Here is a 19,476-nt window from a genome sequence, read left to right on the forward strand (position 1 = left end):
GTGCGATCCATTCAGATCGAACACCAGATCACGGATCATCCGGCTTTTCCTGCATTAGCGAAAACGGACCAACCATTTCCAGAAACCTCCTACAACCTTCCCCTGGGCTCCCGCGTTAACGTCTGTCTTGCCTTTATCGGACGAGACGCTCAGCGCAGTGACACGCAAACAAGACATCCCCAAGGTCCGAAACCCGCCCGCCGGTGACGGGCATCACATCACTTACAGAGACATGACTGCCAGCGAACTGGCCGCGCGCGAAACCCGACAGCGGGATTATGAAGCCATGCTTGCCCGACAAGCAGCCTATGAACAGGCGCGCTGGGCTCCGGTGGATAACAAACCGCTACCCGAGGTGACTGGGTGCGTGTTTGCCAAGAGCTGCAAGCTGCCCAACGGCATCATTGATTACAGCAACCCCAACGGCTACGTACCGGCGGATCTGGTCAAGCAGTACGGCGACCTGATGTGGCTCGGCGGCCGCAGTGCCGACCCTTCCGGCGCGGTGCCCCTCAAGCGGATCGGCGCGAACACGGTGCCCGTGACGTTGGGCCGGTTCGCGTTGGGCGGTTCGGCAGCGTCTACGGCTGCTGCCGGCAGTACCGTCGGCGCAGCTCTGCTGACGGGCATCATCGCCCTGCTCTGGCCTTCCAACCTGGGTGACAGCGCACTCTACAGCGAGGACCAGCTACGCAACCTCAAGCAGGCGCGCAGCCGCATGCGCCTGAACATCGAGCAGCAGGCCGATGGCAGTCTCAAGGGGTATGGCTTCTACACAGGTCAGAATGGCGGCTGGGAGATGGTCGACGTTGTCCAGTTCACTCCGCGGGCCGAGCAGTTCGTCGCCGACCTGGGTGATGGCGTCGAACTGATCTGGACGCCGGCCACCGACCCTTCCGACACCCTTGGCATCCCTGCTCTGGAGGCCGCGCCCCAGGCACCTCCCGTATGGATCTACCCGCCGACACCGATGGCCGACAGCATCATTGTCGACCCGATTTATCCGCCGGAATACAGGGACTTCATTCTGGTGTTTCCGGCGGATTCGGGGGTTCGGCCGGTTTATGTGGTTTTAAGTGTTCCGGGGGATCATAAGTACCACAAACCTCCCTCGCTGCTTCCAGCCTTTCCAGATGCTAAAACTGCTCCATCTAAAACGTTCGTACGTGGTGGCGGTATTAAACGTCGAAGATGGAAGGATCCCGCCGGAAGAATCTATGAGTGGGACTCACAACACGGTGCTGTCGAGCTATATACAAAACAAGGGAAACATCTTGGGGAATACGACCCAATAACTGGCGAACAAACAAAACCCGCCGACCCGACAAGGAGAGTAGAAAAGTGAAACCCATCGTTGAAGTTTTTGACATGGAAACGGAAGAGCTAATACAGACAGTGGAAGTTCCAAGCGTCTATATGGACCAGTTGGCTGTGCTTATGGGCTGGACAACACCGGAAGATTTTTGCTTTGTCTACGAGCTGTTACCGCAGCAGATAAAAACGATAGAAGAGTGGACTCACACAACATTTCATGGCGAAAACCGCATCATTCAAATCGTCTGCCTTGAATAACCCTTGGTAATCCTCTCCCGATGAACTGCGTCGGGCGGTTTTGGGGCTGCTACGCAGCCCAGCGGGAGCAAGCTCCCTCGCCACGGGGATTGGGTTTTCCTTTCGGTCTCGGGCAACCGATCGGCAATCCCCCACTCAGCCTGCAAAAAAACTTCAATATTTCCCCTCCCGCAAAGCTTTCATCCGCTCCAGCAAAGTCCTCGCGTCTTGCGCCCTTCGATAATCCCCGCTTCGCTTGCACACCCCTTGCCCGCCACCATGAACCTACACACCTTCATCCGTCACTCCAGGCTCGCCACCGCGGTACTGATCCGCCTGCATCGAACGTTTTCGTTCATGGCCGGTTACCTGACGCGGCTGGGCTTCGATTCCGAACGGTGGCCGGTGGCCCGTGACGAGGGCGCCGTGGACAGGTCGGCCGGGGCCATTTGCCCGGAGCTGGCTGCGACCGTGTTCAGCCACGCGCGCGAAGGAGCCATTCTGGTGGACCCATTCGGCCGAGTCATTGCCGTGAACGAGGCGTTCACCCGCCTCACCGGTTACGGGCAAGACGAGGTGCAGGGTCGGGCGCTGAATGCCCACCCCATGGTGCGGCGGCTGCTGACGTTTTACGCACCGATGAAGAACGCGTTGGATTTCCACGGGCACTGGTCCGGCGAAATCCAGAGCAGCCACAAGGACGGTCGCGAGATGACGTCGCGCATCAGCATCAGTGCCGTGCATGATCGGTACGGCAATGTTCAGCATTACGTGGCGCTGTTCAGTGACATGACGCAAATCAAGCAGCGCCTCCAGTTGCTGGAGCGCGACGCCCGGTATGACGCGCTCACGCAACTGCCCAATCGGTTGCTGTTGGCCGAGCGGATGCGCCAGGCGTTGGGCAAGGCGCGGGCGCACCAGCAAAAGGTGGCCATCGCCTTTATCGACCTCGACGGCTTCAAGGCCCTGAACGACAGTTACGGCCATGACTGGGGCGACCGGGTGTTGCAGATTGTCGCGGCGCGGATCAACGCGACCCTGCGCGAGAGCGACACGCTGGCGCGGCTCGGTGGCGATGAGTTTGTCGCCGGGCTGGTCGGGCTACAGGCGGTGGAAGACAGCGAGCCGTTGCTCAAGCGCATGCTGCAAGCGGCCAACGCGCCCATCCTGATCGGCGCGCAGACGGTGGAAATCGCCGCCAGCATCGGCGTGGCATTTTTCCCCGAGCACGGTCAGGAAATCGATGCGCTGATCAGCAAGGCGGACCAGGCGATGTACCTGTCGAAGAAGGCCGGCGGCAACCGCCTGGCGTTTTGTCCGACGCGGTTCATTTCGGTCAATAGCGAAGCCTGACGGTGGTGCCGAGGGTTCTTTCGCTGCCGGTCATGACGCCGTAGTCGCCGGCGCCGAGCAGTGAATAGACCGCGGTGATGTACTGACGGTCGAAGACGTTGCGCACCCAGCCTTCCACTTCCCACCCACGGTCCTGGCTGCGCAGGCCCAGGCGCAGGTTGGTGAGGCCGTAGCTGGGTTGATAGCTGCCCTCGCCGCCTTCGAGGGTGCCGTAGTAACCGGTGCGCAAGCTGTAGTCGATGCCGCTGTAGACCTCCAGCCCGTTCGACAGCGGATGGCTGTGGTCCAGGCCGCTGCTGAGGGTCCATTCCGGCGCGTTGTAGAGACGCTCGCCGCTGAGGTCGCAGGTCCACTGGCCCGAGGCCGGCGGGCACGGTGCGTTGGGGAAGCTGCGGTAGCGCGCGTCGCTCCAGGCCAGGCCCAGGCGCCCGGTGAGTCGGGGCGTCAGTTGCCAGGCCGAGTCCAGCTCGACCCCGCGCAGGCGCACCTTGCCGACGTTGATCAGGTTGTCCCGCAGCGGCGGCGCGAACAGGGAGGTGGGCGGGCTGTAGGTGAGCGCCTGGTAGTTGTCGACGTCGGTCTGGTAGACCGCGAGATCGAGCAACGCGCGCTCCTCCCAGAACCGTGTCTTCAAGCCCAGTTCCATGGACGTGGCGCGCTCCGGCTCGAAGGTCGGCGCGGTGAACGGGCCGACCACGTCGAAGTTGATGCCGCCGGCCTTGTAGCCCCGCGACCAACTGACGTAGCCCATCACCGCCTCGCTGAAGCGGTAGCTGGCGCTGAGCAGGCTGGAGACGTTGTGCTCTTTGATCGAATCCTGGCGGTAGTAACCCCCGCCCAGGGCGATGTCGCGCAGCAACTGCCCTCCGGCCTGGAACACCGGCGGCAACCCCGTCAGCGGAGCCAGGTTGCTGACGTCGCGCGAGACCCAACCGTCCTTGCGCTCGTGGCTGTAGCGCAGGCCGCCGGTGAGCTCCAGCGGGTCGATCGGGCGCCAGGATAGTTGGCCGAACACGGCGCGGCTGTCGCCCTTCTGTTCTCCGTCGTAGCGTTGCCGGGCGCCGTCCAGCAGCAGCGCCGGCACCTGCTTCGGATCGGTGAAGGTGATGCCGTAGAGTTTCTGCAAGGAATCCAGTTGGTCGCCGACGAACCAGGGCGCGGCGTCCTGGCCGAATTGAACATCGATGTCCCGATCCAGGTGCTGGCGCAGATAGTAGAGCCCAGCGACATAGTCGATGGACGAGCCGGCCGTGCCGGACAAGCGCCACTCCTGGCTGAACTGGCGCTGGCCCAGCTCGGTCTCGGATTGGGCCACCGACAGCGCGGTGCTGTCGCCGTCACGCGTTGCGCGGTAATCCCAGTCTCGGTAGGCAGTGATGCTGGTCAGGCGCATGGCCTCGTCCAGGTCCCAGTTCAATTCCAGTGAAACGCCGTTTTGCAGGGTCCGCGGGCGGCCCGGCGCGTCGATGCGTGCCTCGCGCTTGTAAGGGTCGGGCTCCGACAATGGATAGCCGAGGAACTGGGCGCGCTTGCGGGTCTGCTGGCTGTAGTGATTGACCAGCAGGACGTTGCCGGCTTCGTTTTGCTCGGCATAGTCGGCGATGAGGCGCGCGCTGAAGTCGGTGGTCGGCGTCCACAGCAATTGCCCGCGCAGGCCCTGGCTGTCGGCATCGCCAAGGCGCGCGCCGTCTTGCAGGTTTTTCACGGTGCCCTCGGTGGTGCTGTGGAAGATATTCAATCGCCCCGCCAGTACGTCGTCCTGCAACGGCCCGGAAATCGTCCCGCGAGACTCCCGCAAGCCGCGCTCGCCGTAGCTGGCTTCAAGGTTGGCTTCGGGCTGGAAGGTCGGCTGGCGGGTGACGATGTTCAGCGCGCCCGCGGTGGTGCTCTTGCCGAACAAGGTGCCCTGGGGCCCGCGCAGCACTTCGATGCGCTCGATGTCCATCAACTCGGTGAAGGCCATGCCCTGACGCGCCAGGTAGACGCCATCGACGTAGGTGCCGACGCTGCCTTCCAGGCCATCGTTGTAGGCCGTCGCGCCGAACCCGCGCAGACCGAAACCAGCAAAACGGGCATCGTGACCGGAGACCACCAGGCCGGGCACCCGTTGTTGGATGTCTTGCAGGCGGTGCAGGCCGGCTTCGTCCAGTTGCTCGCCGTAGAGGACGTTGATCGGGATGGGCACGTGTTGCGGGTCTTCCTCGCGGCGGCGAGCCGTCACGGTGGTTTCGTCGAGTTCCAGTGTGTGGGTCGACACTGCGGGCGCAGCCGTGGCCCACGCCCAAGGCAACACCGAGAAACCCGCGAGCAAGAGCAGTCGATAATCCGAACCCGCCACGTTATCGCTCCCGAGCCGTCGCGCGATACACGGTGTCTGGGCAGGCCAGCGCCTTGACGCACGCCAGCAACTCGCGACTGTCAGCGGGCTTGAGCAGTACCGCGTCGAAGGCCAGGTCCTGTGGGTAATCCTGCGGCCTGCGTGGCGGCACCGCCGAATAGAGCATCACCGGAAGATCGGCCCAGCGCTCGCGCACCCGTTGCAACAGTTGCCAGCCGTCCATGCCGGGCATCATCTGGTCGCTGATCAGCAGATCCACCGGCTGCTCGGCCAGGCAGGCCAGGGCCTCTTCACCCTGGGTCGCGATGCTCACGTCAAACCCGTAGCCGGCCAACAGGTCATACAGCCATTCGCTGTTCTGCTCGACATCGTCCACCAGCAACACATGCAGGCCCTGGCCATCCAGCGGTGCGACATGGTTGTCGACGATGCCGTTTTCCAGGTCCTGTTCCTGGGCGTATTTCAACGGCAGCCGAAAACTGAAGTGGCTACCGCCCTGCCCGGTGGCGTGCAGTTCCAGCCGGCTGCCCATGCGCTCCAACAGTTGCGTGACGATGGACAAGCCCAACCCGCTGCCTTCGTAGCGTTGCGCATTGCGGCCCCGGCGGAACGGTTGCAGCAGTTGTTCGAATTCGTGTGGATCAACGCCGACGCCGGTGTCGATCACGCTCAAGCGCAGTTCCACGCCGTCGGCGCTCGCCCCCGCAGCCGCGCTCACCTCGAAACGGATCCGGCCGTTGTGGGTGAATTTCGCGGCGTTGGCCAACAGGTTCATGAGGACCTGCCGCAGCCGTTTGAAATCGGCCTCGACCAGCGGCGGCAGGTCATCGGCCAACACGGCTTCGAACGTATTGCCCTGGCGCGCGGCGAGAAAGCCCGCCTCGTCTGCGATCTCGTTGAGGAAGCCATACAGATAACCCGGCGCCAGGACCAGTTGCATCTGCTCCACTTCCCCCCGGGAGAACTCGAGCATCTCGTCGATCAGTTCCAGTTGCTGGCGGGCATTGCGCTCGATGTTGGTCGGGTAGTCGCGTTGGGCCCCGCCCTGCAGCAGGCGCGCGTAGTCGATGATGCGCACCAGCGGCGAGCGCAAATCGTGGCTGATGCGGGCCATCAAGGCACTGCGGGCCGCCAGCGATTCGCGCAACTGCACCGTGCGCAACGCCACGGTGCTTTCCAGGCGTTCGTGCTCGGCCTGGCGCTGTTGTTCGAGGGTGGCCAGGGCGTGCTTTTCCCGGTGCCGGCCGCGGCTGACCTCCATGATCAAGGTGCACACCAGCAACGCCACGCCCGGCAGGGTCGACGACAGGCTGTATTTGCTTTGCGGCGACTGCCAGGGCAAGTACTCCTGGGGAAAGAACAGGCGCATCAACAGTTGGGCAAACAAGAGCCCCGGCACCAGCCAGGCCATCCAGCTGTAGCTCAGCCGTGCACGCCAGGCCATGAACAACGTGGCGAGCAGCACGCCGTAGAAACTCAACAGGGACACCTGCACGAGTTCCGCGCCCTGGACCGGATCGACCATCAACCACCAGAGTCGACCGAGCACACAGCCCAACAGCGGCAGCCAATAGCTCCAGGCAATGACGTTGGGCAGCCGGGCAACCTGCAACAGCACGCGCATGTAGGCGAGGAACAGGACGAACGAGATTGCGCTGACGCCGGTGAGCAGCTCCCGTGTCCAGCCGAGCGCCGCCGGCCAGTAGATCAGGTAGCCATTGAGGATGCAGGTGAGCAGGATGTAGCTCAGGACCGCGCCCGCATTCACGGTGAGCAGTCGCGAGCGCAGGATCCAACCAACGATGAAACCGAACGGGACGACCAGCAGGACAATGCCGAGGGTGAGTCCGTCACTGAGGTACGTCTGTTGCTGGCTGCGCAACAACGCCGGCTCGGACCACAGCTCCGGCTCCAGCAACATCTGGAAGTGACTGGTCACGCGGACGAACACCGTGACGCTCTGCCCTGCCGCCAGCGACACCGCAAACGCCGGTTGGCGCGCCGCTGGCTGAGGCCATTCGGCCAAGGGATAAGCGCTGCCACCGTGGGCATCACGCCCCGGCAGGTAGACGCGAATGTCCTCCAGGCGCGGCGCCCCGATCACCAGCAGGCGCGAACACGCCACAGCGCTTGAGTTGGTGAACTGCCATTTCAGCCAGTAGGCGGAGCGGCTGTAGCCTTGGGTTGGCCAGCGCGGAGTGACGGGGCTGAAACGGGCGTCGGGCAGTTGAGCGACGTCGTCCAGGCTTAACTGTGCCGGGGCGTCTTCGAACAGTTGCACGGTGGGCATCAGGTCCAGGTGGTCAGCCTGGCAGATATCCACAGGTGCGGCGTGGAGCAAGCCTGTGGATAACAACCCGATCGCCAGCCATAGGCACCGTAGCAGCCACATCAGGCGCGCCCGGCCGACTCGGCATCGGCACGGCCCTGGGTTTGCTCGCGAAACTGGCTGGGGGTCATGCCGATTCGCTGGCGAAAGGCCGTGGTGAAGTTGCAGGCATTGCGAAAGCCCACCAGTTCGGCAACGTCCTGCACGCTCATGGCGCTTTCAGCGAGCAGGTCTTGGCCACGCCGCAATCGCGCGTCGCGAATGTAGGCGAATACGGTCAGCCCCAGGTGCTCGCGAAAAATCCGCGAGAGGCGTTTCTCGTGGGTGCCCACCTTGTGGGCCAACTGGACCAGGGAAGGCATGTCATCGAGGTGCTCTTCAATCCAGCGCATCGCGGCACGCAGGACGATTTCATCGCCTTCCGGCTCCGGGTCGGCCGGGTTGGCTTCGCGGGGCGTTGGCACGCGCCAGGTCAGTTGCAGGTGGATCCTGATGCGCGCGAGCACTTCCTCGGGGGCGCAGGATTTGGGGATGTAATCGACCCCGCCCACGGTCAGTCCTTCCAGCCGCTCGAACGAGCTGTTGGCCGACGACAGGAACAGAATGGGCGTCTGCCGGGTCGCTGGGGCCTCGCGCAGAAGCCGGCACAGGCTGAAGCCGTCCATCTGCGGCATGTGCACATCCAGGACAATCAGATCGGGACGCAGCGCCAGCGCCCGTTGATAGCCCTGGTGCGCATCGCTGGCCAGGGAAATGCGCCAGGGCTGCGCCTTGAGCAGGACGAGCGTTGCGCGGATGTCTTCCGGAACATCGTCGATCAGCAGGATATGCGGCTGCGGCTCGGATGACGCCGTCGCGTCGCCCGCCACGGCCACTCGCCTTTCGTATCGTCCGTCGTCCATTCGCTACGTTCTCTTTATCGTGCCTTTGCCAGCATCATTGCCGAAATTGCACAGCCAATCGATGGCTCGGTTAAAACTCGTCATAGATAGCGGCCGCGCCAGCGAAGACTTGAAGGCGGCAGGTTCCACCCGCTCGTGCGGCTCAGGGCCTATGCTGAAGGGACCTACTCTGACTGGCAGGCTGTAGATGATCCAGTGCAAACGCGCCTATGAAGCCGCAAGCGCCACGGATGGCGTGCGCATCCTGGTTGATCGGCTGTGGCCGCGCAATTGTCCCAAGCAGGCGTTGGTGATCGATGAATGGCGCCCGGAGGTGGCGCCTTCCCATGGGCTGCGCAAGGCATTCAAGGCCGGGACGGCTTCGTTCGAGGCATTCAAGGTGGCTTATCGCAAGGAGTTGGCCGCCCAGCCGCAAGGTTGGTGGCGGTTGGTGGATGTGGCGCGGGACGGCCCCCTGACGCTGGTTTACGCGGCCAGGTCCGTCACCGAGAACAATGCCGTGGTGCTGGCCGAGTGGTTGGAGGATGAGGTGGAGAAGCGTGCGCAGGGGAGTTCGCCGGTGTGTTACTTGGCGGAGTTTCCCGAGATGTGAGGGGGTTGTCGCGTCGCCCGGCGAGAGCAAGCGCCCTCGCCGCGGCATCTTGGGGAGTCAGGGTCGATAGCCCGGTGGCAGCTCGTGCTGGGTCGGGGCCTTTTCTTCGTGGTAGTGGGGTTTGCCGGTTGTGGAGTTCATGAGCGTCGAGTTCGCCAGGATGGTTTCCGTCAGCAGGCTGTCTTCGCCGTCCTTGAACCAGCAGGCCAGCGCCGAATTGCGGTTGCCGTGCATGTCGACCACCACCGGCCAGTTCTCCAGGCCGCGAGCGTCGCTGGGGGGAATGTCGCCATAGTGCTTGGGTGGCAGAACCAGGGCGTCGCCAGGGCGGACCCAGAGGTCGGCCAGGTAGATTTCCCGCGCGGCGGGCCGCCAGCGGGCGACACTGATGACCAGCGGCAGCCGACCGTAGCGCGAGAAAAACGCGTGGGGGAAGTTGTGGTATTCGAGATCCGTGGGGTTGTGGGTCAGCAACTCACGCATGCGCGCCGGCCCGAGGTAAGGCGATTGATGGCCGGCCCATTTGCCGTAGGTGTATTGGCCAAGGATCAACTGGTCATAGTCAAACCGCAGGCATTCGCCGTTTCCGAGCAAGGTCATGCCGAACGCCTGTGCCGTTTCCTTCGTGGCCCAGAGCGGCTCATAGCGCACTTGCTTGACGTGAAAGTCGAACGCCTTGATGACGTAGGACCCGGTGCTCGTCGGCACCTCGCGGTCCTTCCAACTGATGCCGGAATAGCGGGACCCCAGCAGCAGGTCGGGGTTTTCGGGGCTGAGGGTGATCAAGGCTCCGCGCACCTGGTCGCTCGGCTGCGCCAGGCCGTGGTCGTTGAACAGGTAGGGGAATGTCCGGGCGTCGAGGGGCGTTTCCACACCGTCGCCGAGAAAGGGCACGCTGTTAAAGAGTTGCATTGTCATGGACCACTCATACAAGAAGACAACAGAAAACGCCCAGCCGCCCCGTCAGCGACGGACCGGCTGAACCTGCACGCTATCAACGATACGGACGATGCTGCTCGCGCAGCCAGTCCATGCCGTGGGGTTCGCGCCAAGGGCGCACGGCGGCACGTTTTTCCACCTGGGTGAGGCACAAGGCGTCCATCCAGTAGTAGACCATCAACAGGTGGAACACTTCATCGCCGCGCCGATCCCAGATCACGTCATCCTGCTGGCGACCCGGTTCAATGGCCTTGAGCCGACAGTCGCCCTGGTCGTGCTGACCTTGCAGGCAAGCGCCCGTCTCGTAGTTGATCAGCAGCACAGGATGGTTGATTTCCGGGTAGGGCTTTTCCAGCTCGGGCATGTACCAGAACTGCCCGGGGTTGCGCCTGTCCGGCGTTTGCATGGCGATGCGGGTCTTGTCCTGCAGGTCGGTCGCCAGCGCCGGTTTGTCGCCGGTGTTGTTGCGCAGGATGTACAAGACCGTGCACGGGTCTTCCTCGGTCTTTTCCGTTTGTACCAGCTTAGCCTTGCCGAACGAGTCGTAAGACAGGCGCGCCATGACCTTCACGGTCGGGTTGAGGTCCTTGCCCGGCTGGCCAAAACCGGCAATCAGGCCATCGACCCCCGGCACTTCCAGCTCATTGCCCGCCAGCACATAGGTCAGGCCGGCCAGGGGGTTGGGCTGCATGTGGCGGGTCAGGGCGTCCCAGCGCTGGAGTGTCGCCCTGCTGGCGCCGTTGAGCAGCAGCGCCTCACGCATGGCGCTGCTGGGGTAGTAGCGCGCATCGCGGGGCCAGCGTTCGGTGACCATCAGCAATCGCTGCCCCTTTTTCTCTTTGAGCAGCAGGGCCAGGGCATCCCAGAACTGTTCGAACTCGGCCTGGGTAGCCGTCGCGGCCGGCGGGAAGTGCAGGTTTTCCTGGGCCTGCTTGCTGTAGTTATCGATGAACACCACACGCAAGGCCGGGCCTGTCGCCGTGCCGCGCGCTGCGGTTTGACCACCGGAATGGCCGAGCGTGATCACCGATTCCTGCCAGGAGCCTTCGATTTCCGCCTTGTAGCTGGTGTACCACAGGTAAGCCTGTTCCAGGGCGTTGCGCACTTCGCCTTTCTTGACGAAGAGGTACACCGGCGAAAGCTTCAACTCCACGATCTGGGGATCATCGGGCAACGACTCACGCCATTTGCCGAAGTCCGCGTTGCAGTTGCTCGGCTTTTCCGGGGTGAAATCGATCACGTGCGTGCCGCCCTGGGTGGTCAGGTTGGCCACGCGATGGGCGATGTTTTTCTTCACCGACTCGGAGATCTCGGTGGAAGCGCTGCCTTTGACAAAGGTGCCGTACTCCGCCTCGACCATGGCGCTGAGGGTGTTGTCTTTGCTGAGGAAGGACTTGAGAGACGTCATCGCATAGTTCAGCGCGCCGCCGACGGTGACCTCGCTGACGATGTCGGCGCCGAAATCGACGAAGAAATCGAAAAACGGCTTTGCATCGCGCGGATCGAAGACCTTGGGCAGCTCACCGACGCGCGTCTTGAAGCTCGCGGTCGCGCTGTCGGGGTTGAGCTCCAGGTTCAGTTTCCACAGGCGCACCGTGTGGCTGTAGAGCACGGCGTCACGCTCTTCGAGCTGTTTGATATTGCTGCCGAAGGTGACTTGGAAGCCGGCGGAAAACGCGCCGTATTTACCGGAGCCCTGGACCTTGGACTGGGTATGGCTTTCGTATTCGTCGCGGGAAGTGAAGGTTTCGACGAAGTGGTCATCCTTGGCGACCGCCGTGCTCATGGCGACATTCTGGCCAACGTTGTAAGTGGTTTGCCGGTACGGCACGGCGCGTTTGCCCGACTCGGTATCGCCCACTTTCTGGCATTCCTTGCTTTCGCCGGCCCAGTCGAGCCGGTTCAGGCCGCGCCCCAGTAATTGCGAACCGCCGATGTCCCGTGGTTCGTTGCTTGAGCCGCCTATCAATCCATCGTTCATTGCCGTTCTCCCATCGCTCAGGTTGTATCAATTGGTGCCAATTGATGGGGCTCAGTATCGGAACGGGCGGGATCGGCGGACAGTTCAGAACGGTGTCAGTCCGGTATCAGTTCGGTATCAGGCCAATTGCCATCTTTCCGTTAACGCGGGCGATGCAGTGGAGTAGACTCGAACGGTTTTCCAGGCTCGACCTCGCAAGTGCCGGTGATCGACATCGGATTGTGCATTCATTGGCGCGCCGCCCGAAGCGAAGGGGCCGGCCAGGGCTATCGACATGGACTCCAGACAAAGCTCGTTTCCAGCCCTGCCCAAGCCCGACGCCTCCGTATCGGACGGCCGCGTATTGCTGGACGCCGCCTCGTTGAAAGGCCTGCGCAAACAGCACGGCCTGAGCCAGGAAACCCTGGCCGAAGCCTGCCTGAACCGACACCTGTGCGTGTCCATTGCCTCGATCAAGCGCGCCGAAACCGGTAAGCCGGTGCTCTACCGCACGGCCCGTCACCTGGCCACGGCGTTCGATGTCGATGTCAGCGCGCTGCTCGGGCCATCCGCCTCGGCGGCGCTGGTCGATATCGAACAGGCCGTGCTCGCACTGCACGACCAGGCCTTTGCGCAACACACGTTGAGCCAGGCCGACGAGACCGTCATCCGATATGTGCTGGAGCTGTCCTTCGGTCTCGATACCCAGGGGCTGAGCGACGAGGTCGAGCGGTTGGTGCGCCAGTTCGGCGGTGTCCCGCTCGGGATGACCCAAGGCGTGGTGATCGCCCAGTTCGGTTCCCCCCAGGCGTACCGTAGTGACAGCGAGCGCGGCTTGCTCTGCGCGCTGGCGCTGAGCCGGGGGGCGTTCGTCAAGCCGGGGCACGCCTTGTTGCTGCGGCTGGTGCGCTTGAGTGCCGAAAGCCCGGAGCTGCACACCGAGGCGCTTTCGCTGGCCCACCAGCCGCTGCAGGATCGCTACGGGCATGCGCCGGTGTACGTCGCCCAGAACCTGCTCGAACAGCTGGCCTCACGGTTTGAGTTCTACGCCGCCGACGAGGTGTTTCCCGCCTATCGAAAATGCCGGCGCCCGCGCAGCCTCGACGAAAACGCGCCCCGCCCGCTGGTGGGCCGGGCGATTGAACTGTTGCAGTTCAAGGGCGTGATCGAGGCCACCCAGGAATGCCAGGACGGCCATGTGGTGTACGTGCGTGGAATGGCCGGCATCGGCAAGACCCGCCTGGTCAGTGAGTTTGTCGACATCGCCCGACAGAGCGGCTTCGCCTGCCATCGCGGCGATGTGCTGGATTTCGGCATGAACAACAGCCTCTGGCCGCTGGGACAGTTGCTCCACAGCCTGCTCGGCCTGGGGCCGGTTGGCGCGGGTCAGTTGGAGGAGGCATTGTCGCGCCTGAAAGTCGCGGCCGAGCATCGGATGTTTCTTCACGTGTTGACGGGCATTGGCGCGGCCGAACCGCCCGCTCTCTACGCGGCGATGAGCAACCAGGCCCGCACCCAGGGGTTGTTCCAGGCCATGTGTGAGGTGGTGCTGCGCCTCGCGGTGCACCAGCCCCTGCTGATCTGCCTTGAAGACCTGCACTGGGGCGACAGCGCGCTGTTTGGCATGCTGGCCAAGCTGCTCAACGCCACGGACGAGGCGCCGATCGTCTGGCTGCTGACGTCACGCCCCGAAGGCGACCCGCTGGAAAACCAGATCCGCGCCGGCGCCAGCCACCCCATGAGCCTGCTGGACATCGCGCCGATCCGCGCCCGCGAAGCCACCGCCCTGGCGGATCAGTTCACCGACGTCGACCCGCGCTATCGGGCCGACTGTGTCACCCGCGCCCAGGGCAACCCGCTGTACCTGACACAACTGTTGTCGAGTGAGGGAGGCGTGTTCCCCGACAGCCTGCGGCACCTGGTCCAGACCCGCTTCGACAAACTCGCCCCCGACCAGCGCCGCGCCTTGCACTACGCCGCCGTCCTGGGCAACCGTTTCGAACTGACGCTCTGGCGCGAAGCCCTGGGCCAGCCCACTTACCTGCCGACGGCGGACATGCGCCAGGGACTGTTGCGCGAGGTCGAGCCGGGAAGCTTCGTGTTCGTCCATGACCTGGTCATGCATTGCCTCTACGACGCCATGCCCACCGCCCTGCGCGAACAACTGCACCGCGACGTGGCACGGCTCTACCGCGAGCGCGACCGGACACTCCACGCCCAGCACCTGCTACGAGGCAACGACCCGGCGGCGTTCGACGCATTGCTGGCGGCCATGGACGAAAAGCGCCTCGCCTGCCAGTACGACAGCGTCCTGGCGCTGGCCCGCCAATGCGCGGCCTTCGACGCGCGCACGCGCCACCACTTCCCGTTCGCCCTGTTGTGCGGCCAGGCTTGTGCCGGCCTCGGCCAGACCGCCGAGGCGCGGGAGCATTTCCAGCAGGCGCTGGCCTTGGCGGTACAGCCCCAAGACCGAATCGACGCCGCCCTCGGCCTCGCGGCCGCCCTCAACACCCTGGATTGCCTGGACGAAGAAGAACGCCTGATCGAAGCCACCCTGCCGATCGCCCGCACGCTGCACGCCCACATCGCCCTCGCACAGTTGCATCAATTGCGCGGCAACATCTACTTCCCCCGTGGCGACTACGCCGAATGCCGCCGGCTGCACGAAGAAGCCTTGTCCTATGCGCGCATCGGTCGCCACCTGGAAAGCGAAGCCAAGGCCCTGAGTGGCATCGGCGATTCCTACTACGCACAAGGCCGGATGCAAACCGCCTACGAAGTCTTCGACCAATGCGTACGCCTGTGCGAACGTCATGGGCTGGTCCACGTGGAAGCGAGCAACCGCAGCGCCCGGGGCTCGGCGCAGCTTTACCTGGGCCAACCCGAACCCGCCTTGCGCGACGCCGCCGACGCCATCGAATGCAGCCGCAAGATCGGCAACCACCGCGCCGAAGTGTTCTCCCGCCTGACCGCCTCCTGGGGCCTGGTCGCAAGCGGCCAGGCCCATGCTGCCGAGCAACAACTGAACGGCGCACTGGAACTGGCCCGCAACCTCGGCGCCAGCCGTTTCGAAGCGATATTGCTCGAAGGCCTGGCGCGCGTGGCGCTGCACCACGGCGATCGCGAGCGGGCACAGGCCCTGATCATCGACGCGGCCAGCCTGGTCGAACGTTTCGAGCTGCAACGCTACATCGGCCCGTGGGTCTACGGCAGCCTGGCGATGATCGTCGACGACTCGCCCCTGAGCGAGCAGGCACTGCTCAAGGGCGAAGCCCAGCTCACCCAGGCCTGCCTGGCCCACAACGCCCTGCGCTTTCGCGTGGCGGCGGCGGAAACCTGCCTGCTGGCCGGCGATGTTGAACGGGCGACCTGGCAGGCAGAACAGATGGCCGCGCTGCCGCAGGCCTCGTCGTGTGCCTGGGTCAGTCACCATGTGCAGGTGATTGATGGCGCGGGGCGAGCGTTACGCGGCGAGACCATGCCCAAGGGCCTGTGGGAGGACGGACAGCGGCTGGGGTTTGGCAACACGATGCCTCGCTTGAGGGCGTTGCTGGGCTGATGGCCGAGCGGTTTCATCCCCAGCAAAAGCGCCCTGGACGCCCTGCCATGGCGAGCGCTTTTTGCTTCGCTGTCCGGCTAGGCTCTGTTTGAAAAGTCTTGAGACGAAGGTCAGGCAAGGCGAAAACCGGCGAGGAACGGCCGGGGTCGCGCTCGACTTTACTGGAGTAAATGAGCATTCCGATCGGACTCGCGCACGAGCCGGTTTTCAACGCAGCATGAACGAGTATCAAGGCTTTTCAGACAGAGCCTAAGATAGGGCTGCTGAAAACCATAGGGACGGCAGGCACGATGCAACTCGGTTTCGATCCGCTGATTCATCTCGACTGGAAAACGCCGGGCGCTGAATGCCTGGGGTTGTTCCAGCATTACTATCCCGACATCGCGGTGTTTACCGGAGCGCCATTCGAAGCGTTGCTGGACGAACTGTCCAACGAAATGCCCGAGGTCTGTTTCCAGGCCCTGGCAACGGCGCTGGCGCGCCACGGCTACGACCTGTGGAACCTCGACGCCGGTGCTGATGACTACCGGCCCGTCATCGTCCCGACCGAGCAGCGCGAAGCGTTTGCCCGGCATTGGCAGGACCGGGCGCCCTTCACCCCGACACGGATCGAGCAGGCTCGCGCCGCCACCCCGCGCAAATCCACGCCAACCAAACGCAAGCCGTTGAACTGGCTGCCTGAAGTCCATGACTATCCCGGGCCCACCTATGTGCACGAATACAACTACCACAATGGCTGGGCCGGCATTACCGAACAGGACGACGAGCAGTGGCTGTGTTTCCTGATCGACTACAACCCATGGCCGCCCGCCGAACAGGACATGCTCGAACACCGGACCGACCCGGTCGATGGCGCTGACCTGCAGTTGATCGACGCCAACGCCCAACGCAGCCTGTGGCGCCGTCAGGTCGAACGGGGTGCCTACAGCGCCGACGACCGCTACATCTACGAGCGTCGCGAAGGCGAAGACGTACAGCCCTTCGGCCCTGCGCAGACACAATGGCCCGCGTTCGAAGAACCCTGCGTGGTGGTCGATGGCCAAGTGTTCGAACGCCAGCGACTGTACGAGCCCGAACACCTGACGCGCATCTGGCGGATCACCGCCGACAGCAGCCAGGTCATCTTCGAGCATTCGGATGAGTTGAGTATCCTGCCCATCGGCCCGCGCCGCTTGCTGTTCATGCAGGACCGCGGTACGCAGTGCTGGATCTGGCACCAGGATGCGCCCCACGAGGCCGTCGCCGCTAAACCGATGCCGGCCGACGGCGGCAAACTGCGCGCCGCGACCGCCTACCTCGGGGGCGACGAGATCCTGCTGTTCAGCGAAAGCACGCGGCAGAATGTCGAACACTCGGGTTACCAGGAAACCGTGCTGCTGGCGTGGCGCTTCAACTTCATGACCGGCGCCAGGACCCAGGCGTTGCTCGACGGTTTTGGCAGCGAACTGCGCCAGGACACGCGCCTGCTCGTCACCCAGCCCAAGCAGGTCATCACCCTGCGCACCTTCCACGGCACGTTGCACGTTGGCCGCGGACACGGCGACTGGTGGGTGTGGAACTACCAGACCCACACCTTCGGCTCACACACCCTGGCGTGGTTCTGGAACCAGGCCACCCATGAGGTGCTGAAACTGTCGACCCGAGACATCCGGCGCATCAAGCCGCACATCCGCTACCTGCCGGCGCAGGATCGGTACCTGGCGTTTGAAACAGCGTTCGTGGCGCGGTTGCCGGTGTTTGCGCAGATGGTCGAGGCCAAGGGCGTTGATGTCCTGGCTTTTGAATGAAAACCAAGGCCCGTGTTTGAGAGAGCGAGCGCCATTCAAATACGAAAAACACCAGAAATTTTGCACGCTATCAACACCTCTGATACCGTGCTGAAATCGTGATATTGACACTCACCCAATGACTGCCACCCGCCGCCACCCTGAGTTCATTGAAAGGCCTGATCTTTTCGAACTCAAAGTCTATGTTGAAAGCGTGCTCGGTCTGAAGCTGCGCTTTAAGCCCTGGAAAGAGGTCAAAGTCCTTCCGTATGCCCTGCGGGACCGGTACGAGTTTTTCCTTACGGAACTATTCAACGTCGAGTGTCTTATCCTAAAGGAGCGTCCACAGCGTGAGGCCAGCGTCGCGGACGTCGCCAAGCATATACAAGCCATTCGCAACCTACCGGCGTACAACAAGTTACCCGGCACCGGTCATCTGATGATTTTTGTCACCGACACACTTCCGAGCTATGACAGAAAGCGGCTGATAGAGAAGCGTGTCCAATTTATCGTGCCAGGCAATCAACTTTTTCTGCCAGCATTTGGCATGGATTTGCGCGAATACTACAGGCAGCGCCTGGAAAAAACCCAGGCCCTGAGCCCAGCCACTCAAGCCATGCTGATTCAGTGTCTGGTCAAGGGCTGGCAGGACAAGTGGCTGACAACCCGTTCCGCGTTCGAGAAATCCGTTAGCTACGCGAAAATGACCGTCACCCGAGCCATCAAGGAACTGACCGATCTGGATATCGTGCAACCTGGAAAGGAAATGGGCGAGAACGCGATTTTCTTTCACCTGTCACCCAGAGAAACCTGGGAGAGGGCGAAAGAGCACATGCGCACCCCGGTCAAAAAGACACTTTGGCTCAATGCCATACCCGAGGCCTCTGACATTCCGATGCTGCTGGCAGGAGAGTCGGCATTGGCTGAGATGAGCCTTCTCGCCAGTCCAAAAGTACCTGTCTTTGCCATGACGGCAGCTCAGTTCGATCACATTCGAGCGCATGCTCAGTTGGAAATGAATGCAGCCCATGGGAAGAACTTCGGCCTTTGGAGCTCAACCTCAACAACGACGAATTCGAAACTGGAAAGCACCGCCCCTTACCGTGAAGTACCGCAAAACCATGCCATATGTTGCATTCAGGTATGGAGCTACGAGCCGGTGCATAGCAACTCAGCCCCGGGCGCTGTCGATTCTTTTTCCCTCTACCTCAGCCTCAAGGATGACCATGATGAGCGCGTGCAAATGTGTCTGGATGAAATGATGGAGAACCTCACATGGTAGTCGGCGTAGAGCGGTTCAAGGAGTATTTCAAGGACTATCAGGACAGTTACATCCTGATTGGCGGCGTGGCGGCTTCGATGGTCATGGACGAGTTGGGAGAGACATTCCGACCGACCAAGGATCTGGATATCGTGCTGGTGGTCGAGGCGCTTGATCGTGCGTTTGTCAGCCAGTTTTACCGCTCAGCCTCCCCCTGTGGATAAACATCGCTGACATTCAATGACAATTGAGCAGCCACCTCATACCCATCGGCCTTGCTGAAATTCAGCTGGAACTCCTGGTAAGCCGGGCCAGCCAGCCAGCGGTCGACCTGCAGGCCTTGGTGCTTGGAGCTTTCACCCGGGGTGAGTTGCCCGAACAGCGGATACCCGGCATCGGCAAAGAGCCGGTCGGCCTCGAACCAGTCCATCTCCTTGTCGAGGCCCACATGGGGCCCGACGGCCGCCCAGGCATCTGGCGTGACCTTCTGGCCGACGTCCAGGAAGATCACCTTGCTCTCTTTCGCGCCGATCAGGAACGGCAGGTTCATCGGCGCCCCTGTGGAATCGAGCAGCTTGGATTTCATGCCGAGGTATTCTCCCCCACCGTTTTCCCTGCGCTCCCAGATCCGCCAATCGATCACGCTTTCGGGGTTGAAGCTGTTGTTGGTGAGGATGATCTTGTAGCGCTGTTTGAAGAGCACGACCGAGGCATCTTTATAGGGTTTGTAGAAGGACACCTTGGTGTGCTCGGCACCGACCCGGATGATGATCGGGGTTTTGCGGCTGGCGACGCTGTCCCGGTATTGCTGGTAGGTGAAGAAAGCTGAAGCGATGGAGACGATCAAGGCCAGTGTGGCAATGGCATCTGTACGGGTGAGGGTTCTGAACCAGTTCATCATGGGGTACGCATCCAGGCGTTCGGGG

Annotated in this window: 14 protein-coding genes; 8 read left to right on the plus strand and 6 right to left on the minus strand. The window is 62.7% G+C overall.

Annotated elements, in window-relative coordinates:
• Positions 1-157 precede the first annotated feature (157 nt).
• The 3 genes from V5F23_RS23055 to V5F23_RS23065 all read left to right on the plus strand — a co-directional run bounded on the left by V5F23_RS23055 (position 158) and on the right by V5F23_RS23065 (position 2,904).
• On the plus strand, positions 158-1,345 hold the full coding sequence (locus tag V5F23_RS23055) for a colicin E3/pyocin S6 family cytotoxin (RefSeq protein WP_123579902.1): 1,188 nt from the start codon (positions 158-160) through the stop codon (positions 1,343-1,345).
• Positions 1,342-1,572 (plus strand): hypothetical protein, encoded by a 231-nt coding sequence (locus tag V5F23_RS23060; protein WP_053147749.1) that lies wholly within the window; start codon positions 1,342-1,344, stop codon positions 1,570-1,572. The genes V5F23_RS23055 and V5F23_RS23060 overlap by 4 nt, the downstream gene beginning before the upstream one ends.
• Positions 1,573-1,830: 258 nt before the next feature.
• A complete protein-coding gene (locus V5F23_RS23065; RefSeq protein ID WP_338496671.1) occupies positions 1,831-2,904 on the plus strand; it encodes a sensor domain-containing diguanylate cyclase in 1,074 nt (357 codons plus the stop codon).
• Here V5F23_RS23065 and V5F23_RS23070 read toward each other — a convergent pair.
• Genes V5F23_RS23070 through V5F23_RS23080 form a run of 3 tightly spaced genes read right to left on the minus strand, consistent with a single transcriptional unit; the run spans position 2,888 to position 8,473 of the window.
• Positions 2,888-5,242 (minus strand): TonB-dependent receptor, encoded by a 2,355-nt coding sequence (locus tag V5F23_RS23070; protein ID WP_338496673.1) that lies wholly within the window; start codon positions 5,240-5,242, stop codon positions 2,888-2,890. The two genes, V5F23_RS23065 and V5F23_RS23070, sit on opposite strands and share 17 nt — an antisense overlap.
• Position 5,243: 1 nt before the next feature.
• Entirely contained in the window at positions 5,244-7,634 is a 2,391-nt protein-coding gene (locus V5F23_RS23075) for a 7TM-DISM domain-containing protein (protein ID WP_338496675.1), read from the minus strand.
• The gene (locus V5F23_RS23080; protein WP_338496678.1) at positions 7,634-8,473 is read right to left on the minus strand and encodes a DNA-binding response regulator; all 840 of its coding nucleotides are present in this window, start codon (positions 8,471-8,473) and stop codon (positions 7,634-7,636) included. Before V5F23_RS23080 ends, V5F23_RS23075 begins: the two co-directional genes overlap by 1 nt.
• Before the next feature lie 187 nt (positions 8,474-8,660).
• Here V5F23_RS23080 and V5F23_RS23085 point away from each other — a divergent pair, with 187 nt between their 5' ends.
• On the plus strand, positions 8,661-9,065 hold the full coding sequence (locus tag V5F23_RS23085; protein WP_338496680.1) for a DUF488 family protein: 405 nt from the start codon (positions 8,661-8,663) through the stop codon (positions 9,063-9,065).
• A 57-nt stretch (positions 9,066-9,122) separates the two neighbouring features.
• Here V5F23_RS23085 and V5F23_RS23090 read toward each other — a convergent pair whose 3' ends face one another.
• Together V5F23_RS23090 and V5F23_RS23095 are read right to left on the minus strand one after the other, a co-directional pair.
• On the minus strand, positions 9,123-9,983 hold the full coding sequence (locus V5F23_RS23090; protein ID WP_338496683.1) for a hypothetical protein: 861 nt from the start codon (positions 9,981-9,983) through the stop codon (positions 9,123-9,125).
• 76 nt (positions 9,984-10,059) lie between these two features.
• Positions 10,060-11,985 (minus strand): MAC/perforin domain-containing protein, encoded by a 1,926-nt coding sequence (locus V5F23_RS23095; RefSeq protein WP_338496686.1) that lies wholly within the window; start codon positions 11,983-11,985, stop codon positions 10,060-10,062.
• Positions 11,986-12,259: 274 nt separating this feature from the next.
• Between V5F23_RS23095 and V5F23_RS23100 the strand changes: the two genes are divergently transcribed.
• The 4 genes from V5F23_RS23100 to V5F23_RS23115 all read left to right on the plus strand — a co-directional run bounded on the left by V5F23_RS23100 (position 12,260) and on the right by V5F23_RS23115 (position 18,774).
• Positions 12,260-15,523 (plus strand): AAA family ATPase, encoded by a 3,264-nt coding sequence (locus tag V5F23_RS23100; RefSeq protein WP_338496688.1) that lies wholly within the window; start codon positions 12,260-12,262, stop codon positions 15,521-15,523.
• 290 nt (positions 15,524-15,813) lie between these two features.
• Positions 15,814-17,310, plus strand: a complete 1,497-nt coding sequence (locus V5F23_RS23105; protein WP_338496690.1) for a hypothetical protein — start codon at positions 15,814-15,816, stop codon at positions 17,308-17,310.
• 118 nt (positions 17,311-17,428) lie between these two features.
• Complete coding sequence (locus V5F23_RS23110; protein ID WP_338496694.1) at positions 17,429-18,571, plus strand: hypothetical protein; 1,143 nt, start codon at positions 17,429-17,431, stop codon at positions 18,569-18,571.
• Positions 18,565-18,774 (plus strand): hypothetical protein, encoded by a 210-nt coding sequence (locus V5F23_RS23115; RefSeq protein ID WP_338496697.1) that lies wholly within the window; start codon positions 18,565-18,567, stop codon positions 18,772-18,774. Before V5F23_RS23110 ends, V5F23_RS23115 begins: the two co-directional genes overlap by 7 nt.
• On the opposite strand, the gene V5F23_RS23120 is transcribed toward V5F23_RS23115, so the two are convergent.
• On the minus strand, positions 18,747-19,451 hold the full coding sequence (locus V5F23_RS23120; protein ID WP_042730227.1) for a hypothetical protein: 705 nt from the start codon (positions 19,449-19,451) through the stop codon (positions 18,747-18,749). The two genes, V5F23_RS23115 and V5F23_RS23120, sit on opposite strands and share 28 nt — an antisense overlap.
• Positions 19,452-19,476 lie beyond the last annotated feature (25 nt).

Origin of the sequence: Pseudomonas sp. WP18 (assembly GCF_036689585.1) — a bacterium.
Lineage (GTDB): Bacteria > Pseudomonadota > Gammaproteobacteria > Pseudomonadales > Pseudomonadaceae > Aquipseudomonas > Aquipseudomonas chlororaphis_E.